General features: G+C 58.6%; 11 protein-coding genes. 7 read left to right on the top strand and 4 right to left on the bottom strand.

The window, feature by feature from the left end; translation table 11 throughout:
- Positions 1 to 74: 74 nt before the first annotated feature.
- Both qseC and qseB read right to left on the bottom strand, forming a co-directional pair.
- Positions 75 to 1424, bottom strand: a complete 1350-nt coding sequence (gene qseC, locus BFG58_RS13735; RefSeq protein WP_069719960.1) for a quorum sensing histidine kinase QseC — start codon at positions 1422 to 1424, stop codon at positions 75 to 77.
- Positions 1421 to 2080: a quorum sensing response regulator transcription factor QseB gene (qseB, locus tag BFG58_RS13740; RefSeq protein WP_069719961.1), complete on the bottom strand. Its 660-nt coding sequence runs from the start codon at positions 2078 to 2080 to the stop codon at positions 1421 to 1423. The genes qseC and qseB overlap by 4 nt, the downstream gene beginning before the upstream one ends.
- 138 nt (positions 2081 to 2218) lie before the next feature.
- On the opposite strand from qseB, the gene BFG58_RS13745 reads away from it, so the two are divergent.
- The 6 genes from BFG58_RS13745 to BFG58_RS13770 all read left to right on the top strand — a co-directional run bounded on the left by BFG58_RS13745 (position 2219) and on the right by BFG58_RS13770 (position 10192).
- Complete coding sequence (locus BFG58_RS13745; RefSeq protein WP_045334456.1) at positions 2219 to 2620, top strand: YgiW/YdeI family stress tolerance OB fold protein; 402 nt, start codon at positions 2219 to 2221, stop codon at positions 2618 to 2620.
- A 118-nt stretch (positions 2621 to 2738) separates the two neighbouring features.
- Positions 2739 to 4997 carry a DNA topoisomerase IV subunit A gene (parC, locus tag BFG58_RS13750; protein ID WP_069719962.1) on the top strand — a complete coding sequence of 753 codons (2259 nt, stop codon included), beginning with the start codon at positions 2739 to 2741 and terminating at the stop codon, positions 4995 to 4997.
- 163 nt (positions 4998 to 5160) lie between these two features.
- Positions 5161 to 5898, top strand: coding sequence for a 1-acylglycerol-3-phosphate O-acyltransferase (gene plsC, locus BFG58_RS13755; RefSeq protein WP_069719963.1), 738 nt, complete (start codon positions 5161 to 5163; stop codon positions 5896 to 5898).
- Positions 5899 to 5956: 58 nt separating this feature from the next.
- Entirely contained in the window at positions 5957 to 7369 is a 1413-nt protein-coding gene (gene ftsP / locus BFG58_RS13760; RefSeq protein WP_045909971.1) for a cell division protein FtsP, read from the top strand.
- Positions 7370 to 7500: 131 nt separating this feature from the next.
- A complete protein-coding gene (locus tag BFG58_RS13765) occupies positions 7501 to 9675 on the top strand; it encodes a YgiQ family radical SAM protein (protein ID WP_069719964.1) in 2175 nt (724 codons plus the stop codon).
- A gap of 115 nt (positions 9676 to 9790) precedes the next feature.
- Entirely contained in the window at positions 9791 to 10192 is a 402-nt protein-coding gene (locus tag BFG58_RS13770; protein ID WP_045909969.1) for a carboxypeptidase-like regulatory domain-containing protein, read from the top strand.
- 41 nt (positions 10193 to 10233) lie between these two features.
- Here the strand turns inward: BFG58_RS13770 and dkgA are convergent, their stop codons facing one another.
- Positions 10234 to 11061: a 2,5-didehydrogluconate reductase DkgA gene (dkgA, locus tag BFG58_RS13775; protein ID WP_069719965.1), complete on the bottom strand. Its 828-nt coding sequence runs from the start codon at positions 11059 to 11061 to the stop codon at positions 10234 to 10236.
- Positions 11062 to 11166: 105 nt separating this feature from the next.
- A complete protein-coding gene (gene yqhD, locus BFG58_RS13780; protein WP_069719966.1) occupies positions 11167 to 12330 on the bottom strand; it encodes an alcohol dehydrogenase in 1164 nt (387 codons plus the stop codon).
- Between the two features lie 194 nt (positions 12331 to 12524).
- Here yqhD and BFG58_RS13785 point away from each other — a divergent pair, with 194 nt between their 5' ends.
- Positions 12525 to 13424 carry an AraC family transcriptional regulator gene (locus tag BFG58_RS13785; RefSeq protein ID WP_045909966.1) on the top strand — a complete coding sequence of 300 codons (900 nt, stop codon included), beginning with the start codon at positions 12525 to 12527 and terminating at the stop codon, positions 13422 to 13424.
- Positions 13425 to 13430: the final 6 nt, after the last annotated feature.

The following is a 13430-nucleotide window of genomic DNA, read 5'->3' on the forward strand; positions in this document are numbered from 1 at the left end:
TATTCTACGCGCGAGGACGGAGCGGAAAAATGAGCAAAATGTGCAAAGTCTTTTGCTGGAGATGCAATAATCCGTTACCAGCTGACCTTCACCTCAAAGCCGCCTTCCGCCGCATTGCTCAGCGAGACGCGCATTCCGTGCAGCGCGGCAATGCGCCTGACGATAGAGAGTCCCAGCCCGCTGCCCGTGGCGTTCTGGCCCGGTGGACGATAAAAACGCTCGCCGATGCGCGCCAGCACCTCGGGGTCAACGCCGGGACCGTTGTCCTGCACGCTAAAGCTACGCGCGTCCAGCGTAACGTCCACCACGCTGCCGCGCGGACTGTAGCGGATGGCATTGTCCAGCAGGTTGCGCACCAGCAGGCTGAGCAGCAGGGGCTGTCCCTGACGCTTGACCTGCGGGGCATGGTTGTTGAGGCGAATATCAATTCCTGCCTGCTGCGCCGGATGCCAGATATCCAGCACCGCCGACTGCAGTAAATCGGCAAGCGTTATCGGTTCGACATCGTCCAGGTTGTCCAGCGAGTCCAGACGCGACAGCGTGAGGAGTTGGTCCACCAGCCGGGAAGCGCGGTCGATTCCCGCATGCAGCTGCGCCAGCGCTCTTTCCCGCGCCTGCGGATCGTCCTGCGAGAGCTGCGCCACGTCAGTTTGCACCTTCAGGGCCGCCAGCGGGCTGCGCAGCTCGTGGGCCGCGTCGGACGTAAATCGGCGCTCGCGTGTCATCATCTCCTGGGTACGCGCGAAGAGGTGATTCAGCGAGTCGAGCAGGGGGCGCACTTCCGTGGGGACGCCCTGAAGCACAAGCGCCTCGGTCGCATCCGGCGAGCGGGAGCGCAGGGTCTGCGCCAGCTTTTTCAGCGGCCTCAGCTCCCGGCTCAGGAGGAGAATCAGCAAGAGCAGCATCACGGGCAGCGCCACCAGCCAGGGCGTGAGCTGCGAGCTGACCACGTCCAGCGCCATATCCTGGCGGTACTCCCACTCCTGACCGACCACCACGCGGTACTTCCCGTCGGGTGAGGTCAGCCACAGGAAACGCCATTCGTCGTTGTCGTCCTGGAGCTGCCCGTTAGCAAATCCGTCGCGGCGATAGTGGTACGGAATATCGCGCCCGTTCTCGCCGTCGTTCAGTAGCATTTTGCCGTCGACAGCGTAAATGGCGAAAGCCAGTGCGTCGTCATCGAGACGGCCATGCTTCACTTTTTTCGGGATCTCGCGCATCCGTTCGGGGGCGCGGATCTCGTCAAGATCCATCGTCAGCAGCCGTTTGGCAAACAGCATCTGCTGCGTGTCGAAGAGCTTATCCAGCTTGTGGGTGGTCTGCTGCCAGGCCACCAGGCTGGCGGCAAACCATGCCGTCAGGGAGAGCGCTAAAAAGAGGAGCGTCAGGCGCAGCTTCAGGCTCAGGCGTTGCGTCAGCTTCATGCGTCACCCAGGGTATAGCCGATGCCGTGCACGGTGCGGATAAACTCGCTGCCAAGCTTGCGGCGCAGGTGATGAACGTGGACTTCTACCGCGTTGCTGGAGACGTCGTCATCCCAGGTATACAGTTTTTCCTCAATCGTCTTGCGAGGGAGCACGCGGCCTGCATTGCGCATCAGCAGTTCAAGCAGCGCGAACTCTTTCGGCTTCAGCGTCAGCGGTTCACCGTCCAGCGTGGCGACGAGTCGGGTCGGATCGAGCGTGATCTTGCCGTGGCGTAGCTCGCTATGCGTCTGGCCGTGGCTGCGGCGGACCAGCGCCTCAAGGCGGGCACCCACTTCAATCAGCGCGAACGGCTTGCAGAGATAATCATCCGCGCCAAGACGCAGCCCCTCCACGCGCTGGTTAAGCGCATCCCGCGCGGTCAGGATCAATACCGGCTCGCTGCGCCCGCTTTCGCGCCACGCGCGCAGGATGTCCAGACCGTCGATTTCCGGCAGCGTCAGATCCAGCACCACGGCATCGTAGGGCGCAGACGCGAGCGCGGCCTGACCGGTTTTGCCGTCGGTAAACCAGTCCACGCTAAAGCCCATTTTGCTTAAACCCGCCCTGATACCGTCGCCGATTAACGTGTCGTCTTCTACCAGTAAAATGCGCATATTCCCTCCTTGATGTCGTCAGTAAACCCTCTGTAAGCGCCTGCTGTACAGCAATAATAAATAAATTTTTCCCTTAAGAAGTTGTTAAGGATTACCCTGTTTAATGGACTGCGAAACCAGATTAAAGGGAGAGTTAATATGAAAAAATTCGCTGCTATTGCCGCCATCATGATGATGACCACTGCCCCCGTTTTTGCCGCGCAGGGCGGATTTAACGGCCCGTCTGCCGCACAGACCCAGACCCAAACGCAGGCAGGCGGTTTTGTCGATAACGACGCCAACCTCACCACCGCGGTGAAGGTAAAAGAGATGAAGGACGACAGCTGGGTGAAGCTGCGCGGGAACATCACCCAGCGCCTGTCCGATGACCGCTACACCTTCCGCGATGAGACCGGCACGGTGAACGTGGAAATTGACCACAAGCGCTGGAACGGCGTGACCGTCAGCCCTCAGGATAAAGTGGAAATCCAGGGCAAGGTCGATAAAGAGTGGAACGATTTTGAAATCGACGTGAAGCAGGTCATTAAGCTGAACAAATAACCCGGAAAGGGCCGCATAAGCGGCCCTTTTTCTTTGTGACTCAACTCGTCAGATAGGGTAGTATCTGCGGCAATATTGCCTGAAACCCTTCGGTTTCTGAGTTGAGGAATCACACGTAATGAGCGATATGGCAGAGCGCCTCGCGCTACATGAATTCACGGAAAACGCCTACCTGAACTACTCCATGTACGTCATCATGGACAGGGCGTTGCCGTTTATCGGGGATGGCCTGAAGCCCGTTCAGCGCCGCATCGTGTATGCGATGTCCGAGCTGGGGCTGAACGCCACCGCCAAGTTCAAGAAATCCGCCCGTACCGTCGGTGACGTGCTGGGTAAATACCATCCGCACGGCGACAGCGCCTGTTATGAAGCGATGGTGCTGATGGCCCAGCCGTTCTCTTACCGCTACCCGCTGGTGGATGGTCAGGGGAACTGGGGGGCGCCGGACGATCCGAAATCCTTCGCGGCGATGCGTTATACCGAATCCCGCCTCTCTAAATATGCCGAAGTGCTGCTGGGCGAGCTGGGGCAGGGGACCGTTGACTGGGTACCGAACTTCGACGGTACGCTGCAGGAGCCGAAGATGCTGCCTGCGCGTCTGCCGAATATCCTGCTGAACGGCACCACCGGGATTGCGGTCGGTATGGCGACGGACATTCCGCCGCACAACCTGCGTGAAGTGGCGAAAGCCGCCATCACCCTGATTGAGCAGCCGAAAGCCTCGCTCGACGATCTGCTGGATATCGTGCAGGGTCCGGATTTCCCGACCGAAGCCGAAATCATCACCTCGCGCGCGGAAATCCGCAAAATCTACCAGAACGGTCGCGGCTCCGTACGCATGCGTGCGGTGTGGAATAAAGAAGACGGCGCCGTGGTCATCACCGCGCTGCCACATCAGGTTTCCGGTGCCAAAGTGCTGGAGCAGATCGCCTCTCAGATGCGCAATAAAAAGCTGCCGATGGTCGACGACCTGCGCGACGAATCGGACCACGAGAACCCGACCCGTCTGGTGATTGTGCCGCGCTCCAACCGCGTGGACATGGAGCAGGTGATGAACCACCTGTTTGCCACCACCGATCTGGAAAAAAGCTATCGCATCAACCTGAACATGATCGGCCTCGACGGACGCCCGGCGGTGAAAAACCTGCTGGAGATCCTCACCGAATGGCTGACATTCCGCCGCGATACGGTACGCCGTCGTCTGAACCATCGTCTCGAGAAAGTGCTTAAGCGCCTGCATATCCTTGAAGGTTTGCTGGTGGCGTTCCTCAATATCGACGAGGTGATTGAGATCATCCGTACCGAGGACGAGCCGAAGCCCGCCCTGATGTCGCGCTTTGGCATCAGCGAAACCCAGGCCGAAGCGATCCTTGAACTGAAGCTGCGCCATCTCGCCAAACTGGAAGAGATGAAGATCCGCGGCGAGCAGAACGAGCTGGAAAAAGAGCGCGATCAGCTGCAGGCGATCCTCGCGTCCGAACGCAAGATGAATACCCTGCTGAAGAAAGAGCTGCAGGCCGATGCCGACGCGTTTGGCGACGACCGTCGTTCTCCGCTGCACGAGCGCGAAGAAGCGAAGGCGATGAACGAGCACGACATGCAGCCGTCCGAGCCGGTGACCATTGTCCTGTCGCAGAGCGGCTGGGTGCGCAGCGCCAAAGGCCACGATATCGACGCGCCGGGGCTCAGCTACAAAGCGGGCGACAGCTTTAAAGCGGCGGTGAAAGGCAAGAGCAACCAGCCGGTGGCGTTTATCGACTCCACCGGGCGCAGCTACGCCATTGACCCGATCACGCTGCCTTCCGCGCGTGGGCAGGGCGAGCCGCTTACTGGTAAGCTGACGCTGCCGCCGGGCGCGACGGTTGACCATATGCTGATGGAAGCCGATGACCAGAAGTTGCTGCTGGCGTCTGATGCGGGCTACGGCTTTATCTGTACCTTCAACGATCTGGTTTCCCGCAACCGTGCCGGTAAGGCGCTGATTAGCCTGCCGGACAACGCTCACGTGATGGCTCCGCTGGTGATCGAGAACGAAAGCGACATGCTGCTGGCGATCACCACCGCCGGACGCATGCTGATGTTCCCGGTCAGCGATCTGCCTGAGCTGTCTAAAGGCAAGGGCAACAAGATCATCAATATCCCGTCGGCGGAGGCCGCGAAAGGCGAAGATGGCCTGGCGCACCTCTTCCTGTTGCCGCCGCAGAGCACCCTGACCATTCACGTCGGCAAGCGCAAAATCAAGCTTCGTCCGGAAGAGCTGCAGAAGGTGGTGGGTGAGCGCGGTCGCCGCGGCTCGCTGATGCGCGGTCTGCAGCGTATCGATCGCGTGGAGATTGACTCTCCTGCACGCAGCGCTGCGGGTAACAGCGAAGAGTAATGTCGTGATATCCCCCTCTGTCCTGAGGGGGAATTTCAATAAAATTTCCCGTAAAATCGTTGTTAATTCGTGCGTTGCGATTAACAATACGCGCTCGTAATAAAGTCCTTACCTGGCCACAGGTGAAGTATAATTGTCAGCTGTTAGGGCTTCAGAGGTCGCTATGCTATATATTGTTCGTCTTATTCTTACCGTTATCTACTGCATTCTGGTCTGTATTTTCGGCTCTATTTACTGCCTGTTCAGCCCGCGTAATCCGAAGCATGTCGCCACCTTTGGCCATATGTTCGGGCGTCTTGCGCCGCTGTTTGGTCTGAAAGTTGAAAAACGTCTCCCGGAAGGTGCGGAGAATTTCGGTAACGCCATCTATATCGCCAACCATCAGAACAACTACGATATGGTGACGGCCTCTAATATCGTGCTTCCACCGACCGTGACGGTGGGCAAAAAAAGCCTGCTGTGGATCCCGTTTTTTGGTCAGCTGTACTGGCTTACCGGTAACCTGCTGATTGACCGTAATAACCGTGCAAAAGCGCACAGCACCATTGCGGAAGTGGTGAATCATTTTAAAAAGCGTCGGATCTCAATCTGGATGTTCCCGGAAGGGACGCGTAGCCGCGGCCGCGGCCTGCTGCCGTTTAAAACCGGTGCGTTTCATGCCGCAATTGCGGCAGGTGTTCCAATTATTCCTGTGTGCGTTTCCAATACTTCGAATAAGATTAATCTTAACCGCCTGAATAACGGGCTGGTGATTGTCGAAATGCTGCCACCCGTCGATACCAGCAAATACGGTAAAGATCAGGTGCGCGAGCTGGCTGCGCACTGCCGTGATCTGATGGCTGAGCATATTGCGCTGCTCGACAAAGAAGTCGCAGAGAGAGAAGCCGCCGGTAAGATTTAATCCGGCGTTGAAGGGAAAACGAATTCCCGCGTTGTTAGTCGTTTCAGATGGAGCTTATATGTCACTCAGTCGGCGTCAGTTTATTCAGGCTTCGGGGATCGCCCTTTGTGCGGGTGCGATGCCGCTGACAGCCAGCGCCGCCGGGCAGCAACAGCCGCTGCCTATTCCGCCACTCATTGAATCCCGTCGCGGTCAGCCGCTTTTCCTGACGCTGCAGCGCAGCCACTGGTCCTTTACCCAGGGGACGCGTGCGCCGGTCTGGGGCATTAACGGACGTTACCTTGGGCCGACCATACGCGTGTGGAATGGCGATGACGTTAAGCTCATCTACAGTAACCGTACCCCTGAAAATGTCGCCATGACCATCAGCGGCCTGCAGGTGCCTGGCCCGCTGATTGGCGGCGCGGCGCGCATGATGTCACCCAGTGCCGACTGGGCGCCCGTTCTGCCGATTCGCCAGAGTGCGGCAACCCTGTGGTATCACGCCAACACGCCTAACCGCACGGCGCAGCAGGTCTATAACGGCCTGGCCGGCATGTGGCTGGTGGAAGATGAAGTCAGCAAATCCCTGCCGATCCCGAACCACTACGGTGTGGATGACTTCCCGATTATCATCCAGGACAAACGTCTGGATAATTTCGGCACGCCGGAATACAGCGAGCCGGGCAGCGGTGGTTTCGTCGGCGATACGCTGCTGGTTAACGGCGCGCAGAGCCCGTATGTCGAAGTGTCCCGTGGCTGGGTGCGCCTGCGCCTGCTCAACGCGTCTAACTCGCGCCGCTATCAGCTGCAGATGAGCGATGGCCGTCCGCTGCACGTGATCTCCGGCGATCAGGGCTTTTTACCGGCGCCGGTGTCCGTCAAACAGTTGGCGCTCGCGCCGGGTGAGCGTCGCGAAATTCTCATTGATATGACCAACGGGGATGAAGTGTCTGTCACCTGCGGTGAAGCGGCCAGCATTGTCGACCGCATTCGCGGGTTCTTTGAACCGTCGAGTATACTTGTCTCGACCCTGGTGCTGACCCTGCGCCCAACCGGCCTGCTGCCGCTGGTGACCGATAGCCTGCCCATGCGTCTGCTGCCGCAGGAGATCATGAGCGGCTCGCCGGTGCGCAGCCGCGATATCAGCCTGGGCGACGACCCGGGCATCAACGGCGCGCTGTGGGACGTCAACCGTATTGACATCACCGCGCAGCAGGGCACCTGGGAGCGCTGGACGGTGCGTTCAGATATGCCGCAGTCGTTCCATATTGAAGGAGTGTCGTTCCTGATCCGCAACGTCAACGGCGCGATGCCGTTCCCGGAAGATCGCGGCTGGAAAGATACCGTCTGGGTGGACGGTCAGGTGGAACTGCTCGTCTACTACGGCCAGCCTTCGTGGCCGCACTTCCCGTTCCTGTTCCACAGCCAGACGCTGGAGATGATGGACAGGGGGTCGGTGGGTCAAATGCTGGTCAACCCGGCACCGTAAAATGCTTTTCTCCCTCTCCCTGTGGGAGAGGGTTGGGGTGAGGGCAACAGCCCGCATAATACCCCTTCATTTCCCACAATGATCCAGCGTATAATCCCCGCCCTTTTGTCTATTTTTTCTTCGGAAGCATTATGAGCGCAATTTCCCTGATCCAGCCGGATCGTGACCTCTTCTCCTGGCCCCAGTACTGGGCGGCCTGCTTTGGACCGGCGCCGTTCCTGCCGATGTCCCGGGAAGAGATGGACCAACTGGGCTGGGACAGCTGCGACATCATTCTGGTCACGGGCGATGCCTACGTTGACCACCCGAGCTTCGGCATGGCCATCTGTGGCCGTATGCTTGAAGCGCAGGGCTTCCGTGTGGGGATCATCTCCCAGCCTGACTGGAACAGCAAAGACGACTTTATGCGTCTGGGTAAACCCAACCTGTTCTTCGGCGTGACCGCAGGCAACATGGACTCGATGATCAACCGCTATACCGCCGACCGTAAGCTGCGTCATGACGACGCCTACACGCCGGATAACGTGGCGGGCAAACGTCCGGACCGCGCGACCCTCGTCTATACCCAGCGCTGCAAAGAAGCCTGGAAAGACGTGCCGGTGATCCTGGGCGGTATCGAGGCGAGCCTGCGCCGTACCGCACACTACGATTACTGGTCTGATACCGTGCGCCGCTCGGTGCTGGTGGATTCCAAAGCCGACATGCTGATTTACGGAAACGGCGAGCGTCCGCTGGTGGAAGTGGCGCACCGTCTGTCACAGGGCGAGCCGGTGAACAGCATCCGCGACGTGCGCAATACCGCGATCATGGTAAAAGAGGCGCTGCCGGGCTGGCGCGGCGTGGATTCCCGCATCATCGATATGCCGGGCAAAATCGACCCGATCCCACACCCGTATGGCGACGATCTGCCGTGTGCCGATAACAAACCGGTAGAGCCAAAGAAAGCGGAAGCGAAGGCTATCGTCGTGCAGCCGCCGCGCCCGAAGCCGTGGGAAAAGACCTATGTGCTGCTGCCGTCCTATGAGAAGGTGAAAGCCGACAAGGTGCTCTACGCCCATGCGTCCCGTATTCTGCACCATGAAACCAACCCGGGCTGCGCCCGCGCGCTGATGCAGAAGCACGGCGAGCGCTTTATCTGGATCAACCCGCCGGCCATCCCGCTCTCCACCGAAGAGATGGACAGCGTCTTTGCGCTGCCGTACAAGCGCGTGCCGCACCCGGCGTACGGCAACGCCCGTATCCCGGCGTATGAGATGATCCGCTTCTCGATCAACATCATGCGCGGCTGCTTCGGCGGGTGCTCCTTCTGCTCCATTACCGAGCACGAGGGGCGCATCATTCAGAGCCGTTCGGAAGAGTCGATCATCAACGAGATCGAAGCCATTCGCGACACCGTACCGGGCTTTACCGGCGTGATTTCCGATCTTGGCGGCCCAACCGCGAACATGTATATGCTGCGCTGCAAGTCGCCGCGCGCGGAGCAAACCTGCCGCCGTCTCTCCTGCGTCTATCCGAGCATTTGCGAGCACATGGATACCAACCACGAGCCAACGATTAACCTCTACCGACGCGCGCGCGATCTGAAGGGCATCAAGAAGATCCTCATCGCGTCCGGGGTACGTTATGACATTGCCGTGGAAGATCCGCGCTACATCAAAGAGCTGGCGACGCACCACGTCGGCGGCTATCTGAAGATTGCGCCAGAGCATACCGAAGAAGGCCCGCTGTCGAAGATGATGAAGCCGGGCATGGGCAGCTATGACCGCTTTAAAGAGCTGTTTGACACCTACTCGAAGCAGGCGGGCAAAGAGCAGTATCTGATCCCGTACTTCATCTCCGCGCACCCGGGCACGCGTGATGAGGATATGGTCAACCTGGCGCTGTGGCTGAAGCAGCGCCGCTTCCGCCTGGATCAGGTGCAGAACTTCTATCCGTCACCGCTCGCCAACTCGACGACCATGTATTACACCGGCAAGAACCCGCTGAGTAAGATTGGCTACAAGAGTGAAGAGGTGGTGGTGCCGAAAGGGGATAAACAGCGTCGTCTGCACAAGGCGCTGCTGCGTTACCACGATCCGAAAAACTGGCCGCTGATCCGCCAGGCGCTGGAAGAGATGGGTAAAAAACACCTGATCGGCTCGCGCCGCGACTGTCTGGTACCGGCCCCGACGCTGGAGGAGATGCGCGAAGCGCGTCGCCAGAACCGCAATACGCGCCCGGCGCTGACCAAGCACACGCCGATTGTGCATCAGCGTTCGAACGGTGGAGCGGGAATGAAGAAGAACGTAAAACGTAAGATCGGTTAAACCTGTAACAAAGCCCGGTGGCGCTAGCGCTTACCGGGCCTACAGGTCAGCGCGTAGGCCGGGTAAGGCGCAGCCGCCACCCGGCTTTTTTCTGCATAAGGGTAGGAGGCCCAAAATGAAAATTAGGAAGTTAACAGGAGCGATGCTGATTGGCCTTACGTTATGCGGTTGTGTAATGCACCGCCAGACACAGCCAGAAGTGGAAGGACGTCTAATCGACAGCGCAGGTAAGCCAGTCCCGGGCGCTAAAATAACATTAGAGAGGGAGCAAACGCTTTCTGACGACAACGGTCGTTTTGCTTTTCAGAGCCAGCATGAGTGGATCTTTTTTCTGCCAATAGGTCCGATGGACTGGATTTATCACACCCCGCTCCAGATAAGCGTCAACGGAAAGGAATATCGTGCAGAAGTAGGCGGCGGTCTCGGTGGGCCACATAAACTGGAAGGGAAAGCGTACAACGTTATTTGCACATTACCTGATCTTCCCGGAGAAGCGAGATGTCAGTCCGGTTTATAAATTAAAACGAGCCCGGCGGAAGACCGGGCTCGTTTTAAGTATTATCCGCCAAACTGATCCGGGTCTGGCCCAAGCCGCATGCCCTTATCCAGCTTCGCAATCTCGCCCAGCTCATCTTTGTCCAGCCGGAAATCCCAGACGTCGAAGTTCTCGGCGATGCGCGATGGCGTGACCGATTTCGGGATCACCACCAGGCCGTTGTCCAGATGCCAGCGAATGACGATTTGCGCCGGGCTTTTGCCATATTTATCCGCCAGTTCGCGGATAATTTTTTGATCGAACACGCCCTGGCCACCCTGCGCCAGCGGACTCCAGGACTCGGTCTGGATTTTATGCGTGGCGTTCCAGGCATGAAGCTGCCGCTGCTGCAGCAGCGGGTGCAGTTCGATCTGGTTAATGACGGGCGCGACGCCCGTCTCGTCAATCAGCCGCTGCAGGTGATGAACCAGGAAGTTACAGACGCCGATACTTTTCACCAGCCCCTCTTTCTGCAGTTCAATCATCCCTTTCCAGGCATCAACGTAATGGTCGATGGCCGGAACCGGCCAGTGCATCAGATACAGGTCGACGAAATCGAGCTGGAGTTTCTCCAGGCTCTCCTGCAGGGCTTCGCGGGGACGCTTTTGATCGTCATTCCACAGTTTCGTGGTGATGAACAACTCATCGCGAGGGACACCGGCGCTGGCCAGTGCGGTACCTACGCCGTCCTCGTTTTTGTACGCGGCGGCGGTGTCAATCGACCGGTAGCCGACTTCCAGGGCTTTATGAATGGCGGAGACGACCTCGTCGTTACCGGCTTTCCATACACCTAGCCCCAACTGGGGCATCACGTTGCCGTCCTGCAGCTTGATTACGGTTTGGTTTGCCATTTTTCCTCCTTCAGGTGCGCATCGCCGGAGGGAGACTCCGGCGATGGGGTGTGCATTAAGTCTGGACGAAATGTCAAAAAACGAAAGTCGGGGGGACAAAAACGCTTAGCGTGCCGCCTCGTAAATACGACGGCTGACGTCCAGCGTGATGTCGCCGTGCTCGCCCAGATGGGTCATGCCGTGCTCTTCGAGTTTCGCCAGCAGGGCTGGGATGGAGCTACCGTCGAGGCCGTAGCCAGACAGACGCGTTGGCACGCCCAGACCTTCAAAGAAGCTGCGGGTCGCTTCGATGGCAGCATCAATGCGCGCGTCGTCAGAACCCTCGGTAATGTTCCACACGCGCTCAGCGTACTGCAGCAGTTTGGCGCGTTTGGTGTCGCGTTTTTCGTTCCACAGTGCAGGCAGCACAACGGCCAGCGTCTGCGCATGATCCAGACCGTGCATCGCCGTCAGCTCGTGGCCCAGCATATGGGTTGCCCAGTCCTGCGGCACGCCAGCGCCGATCAGGCCATTCAGCGCCTGTGTAGCCGCCCACATCACGTTGGCGCGAACGTCGTAGTTTTCCGGCTCTTTCAGCGCTTTCGGACCCTCTTCGACGAGCGTCAGCAGAATGCCTTCCGCGAAGCGATCCTGAATTTTGGCATTCACCGGATACGTGACGTACTGCTCAACGGTATGTACAAAGGCATCGACCACGCCGTTCGCCACCTGACGCGCTGGCAGGGTGTAGGTGTAAACCGGATCCAGAATGGCGAACACAGGCTGAACGTGTTCGTTCATGAAGGCCTGCTTGTCACCGGTGGTTTTACGGGAGATCACCGCACCCTTGTTGGATTCAGAACCCGTCGCTGGCAGGGTCAGCACGGATCCCATCGGGATGGCGCTTTTGATGTCGCTGCCGCGGGTTTCCAGAATGTGCCACGGATCGATGCCGTCAGCGTAGTGCGCCGCAGCGGCGATGAATTTGGTACCGTCCAGCACGGAGCCGCCGCCGACCGCCAGCAGGAAGGTGACGTTTTCTTCGCGGGCGATTTTTACCGCATTCATCAGCGTTTCGTAGGACGGGTTTGGCTCAATGCCGCCGAACTCACGCACGTCCAGACCGTCCAGCGCGCTGTAAACCTGATCCAGCACGCCGGTTTTTTTCACGCTGCCGCCACCGTAGGTGATCAGCACGCGGGCGTCAGCAGGGATCTGTGCGCGCAGGTCAGCGATAGCGTCTTTACCAAACAGAATGCGGGTTGGGGTGTGGAGATTAAAGTTGTTCATTGCTCGTTCCCTTTAGTGGGTGAAAAACCGTGGTGCGCAGAGGGCGACCTGATGCTGCTCATTGTGGCGATCCGGGGCTACGCCCTCAATGCACATTCCTGCCGATGTCTTGCCCATTTCTACAGAGCGCTGGAGAAAGCGCGGAAAACAACGCACACTGTCAACGTCGAAAACCGCACCCGGAGTAACGCAAGATGAACCGTGAGGCTATCTGCCAGCAGCTCACTGTGCAGATTAAGAGATTGATAGATAATGAAAATCGTGCCAGCGAGCTGCTGCCGGACATTCGCCTGCTCTATGGCACGCAGCCGGGGACGCGCACGCCGGTCATGTACCAGCCGGGCATCGTTTTTCTCTTCTCGGGCCATAAAATTGGCTATATCAACGAGCGCGTGTTCCGCTACGACACCAATGAATATCTGCTTCTGACGGTACCTTTACCCTTTGAATGTGAAACCTTCGCGACAGAGGCGGTTCCGCTGGCGGGTATTCGCGTCAATGTCGACATCCTTCAGTTGCAGGAGCTGCTGATGGAGATTGGCGAAGATGAACTCTTCCAGCCTTCTATGGCGTCGAGCGGGATTAACTCGGCGACGCTGTCGGAAGAGATCCTCTGCGCCATTGAGCGTCTGCTGGATGTGATGGAGAGGCCGCTGGACGCGCGCATTCTGGGCAAGCAGATCGTCCGCGAGATCCTCTACCACGTGCTGCTGGGCCCGGGCGGTGGCGCGTTACTCGCTCTGGTGAGCCGACAGACCCACTTCAGCCTGATAAGCCGCGTGCTCAAGCGTATCGAAAGCCAGTACACGGAGAACCTCAGCGTCGACCAGCTGGCGGCGGAAGCGAACATGAGCGTCTCGGCGTTTCACCATAACTTTAAATCGGTGACCAGCACCTCGCCGCTGCAGTACCTCAAAACCTACCGGCTGCATAAGGCGCGGATGCTGATGATCCACGACGGCATGAAGGCCAGCGCGGCGGCGATGCGGGTGGGCTATGAAAGTGCCTCGCAGTTCAGTCGGGAGTTTAAGCGCTATTTCGGCGTCACGCCGGGAGAGGATGCGTCACGTATAAGAACGATGCAGGGAGTCTGACGAAAA

Origin of the sequence: Enterobacter sp. ku-bf2 (assembly GCF_001742765.1) — a bacterium.
Taxonomy (GTDB): Bacteria; Pseudomonadota; Gammaproteobacteria; order Enterobacterales; family Enterobacteriaceae; genus Enterobacter; species Enterobacter quasiroggenkampii.

Bases quoted from the DNA above. Each gene is read 5' to 3' on its own strand.
- qseC (WP_069719960.1), bottom strand. From the start codon at position 1,424: ATGAAGCTGACGCAACGCCTGAGCCTGAAGCTGCGCCTGACGCTCCTC.
- qseB (WP_069719961.1), bottom strand. From the start codon at position 2,080: ATGCGCATTTTACTGGTAGAAGACGACACGTTAATCGGCGACGGTATC.
- BFG58_RS13745 (WP_045334456.1), top strand. From the start codon at position 2,219: ATGAAAAAATTCGCTGCTATTGCCGCCATCATGATGATGACCACTGCC.
- parC (WP_069719962.1), top strand. From the start codon at position 2,739: ATGAGCGATATGGCAGAGCGCCTCGCGCTACATGAATTCACGGAAAAC.
- plsC (WP_069719963.1), top strand. From the start codon at position 5,161: ATGCTATATATTGTTCGTCTTATTCTTACCGTTATCTACTGCATTCTG.
- ftsP (WP_045909971.1), top strand. From the start codon at position 5,957: ATGTCACTCAGTCGGCGTCAGTTTATTCAGGCTTCGGGGATCGCCCTT.
- BFG58_RS13765 (WP_069719964.1), top strand. From the start codon at position 7,501: ATGAGCGCAATTTCCCTGATCCAGCCGGATCGTGACCTCTTCTCCTGG.
- BFG58_RS13770 (WP_045909969.1), top strand. From the start codon at position 9,791: ATGAAAATTAGGAAGTTAACAGGAGCGATGCTGATTGGCCTTACGTTA.
- dkgA (WP_069719965.1), bottom strand. From the start codon at position 11,061: ATGGCAAACCAAACCGTAATCAAGCTGCAGGACGGCAACGTGATGCCC.
- yqhD (WP_069719966.1), bottom strand. From the start codon at position 12,330: ATGAACAACTTTAATCTCCACACCCCAACCCGCATTCTGTTTGGTAAA.
- BFG58_RS13785 (WP_045909966.1), top strand. From the start codon at position 12,525: ATGAACCGTGAGGCTATCTGCCAGCAGCTCACTGTGCAGATTAAGAGA.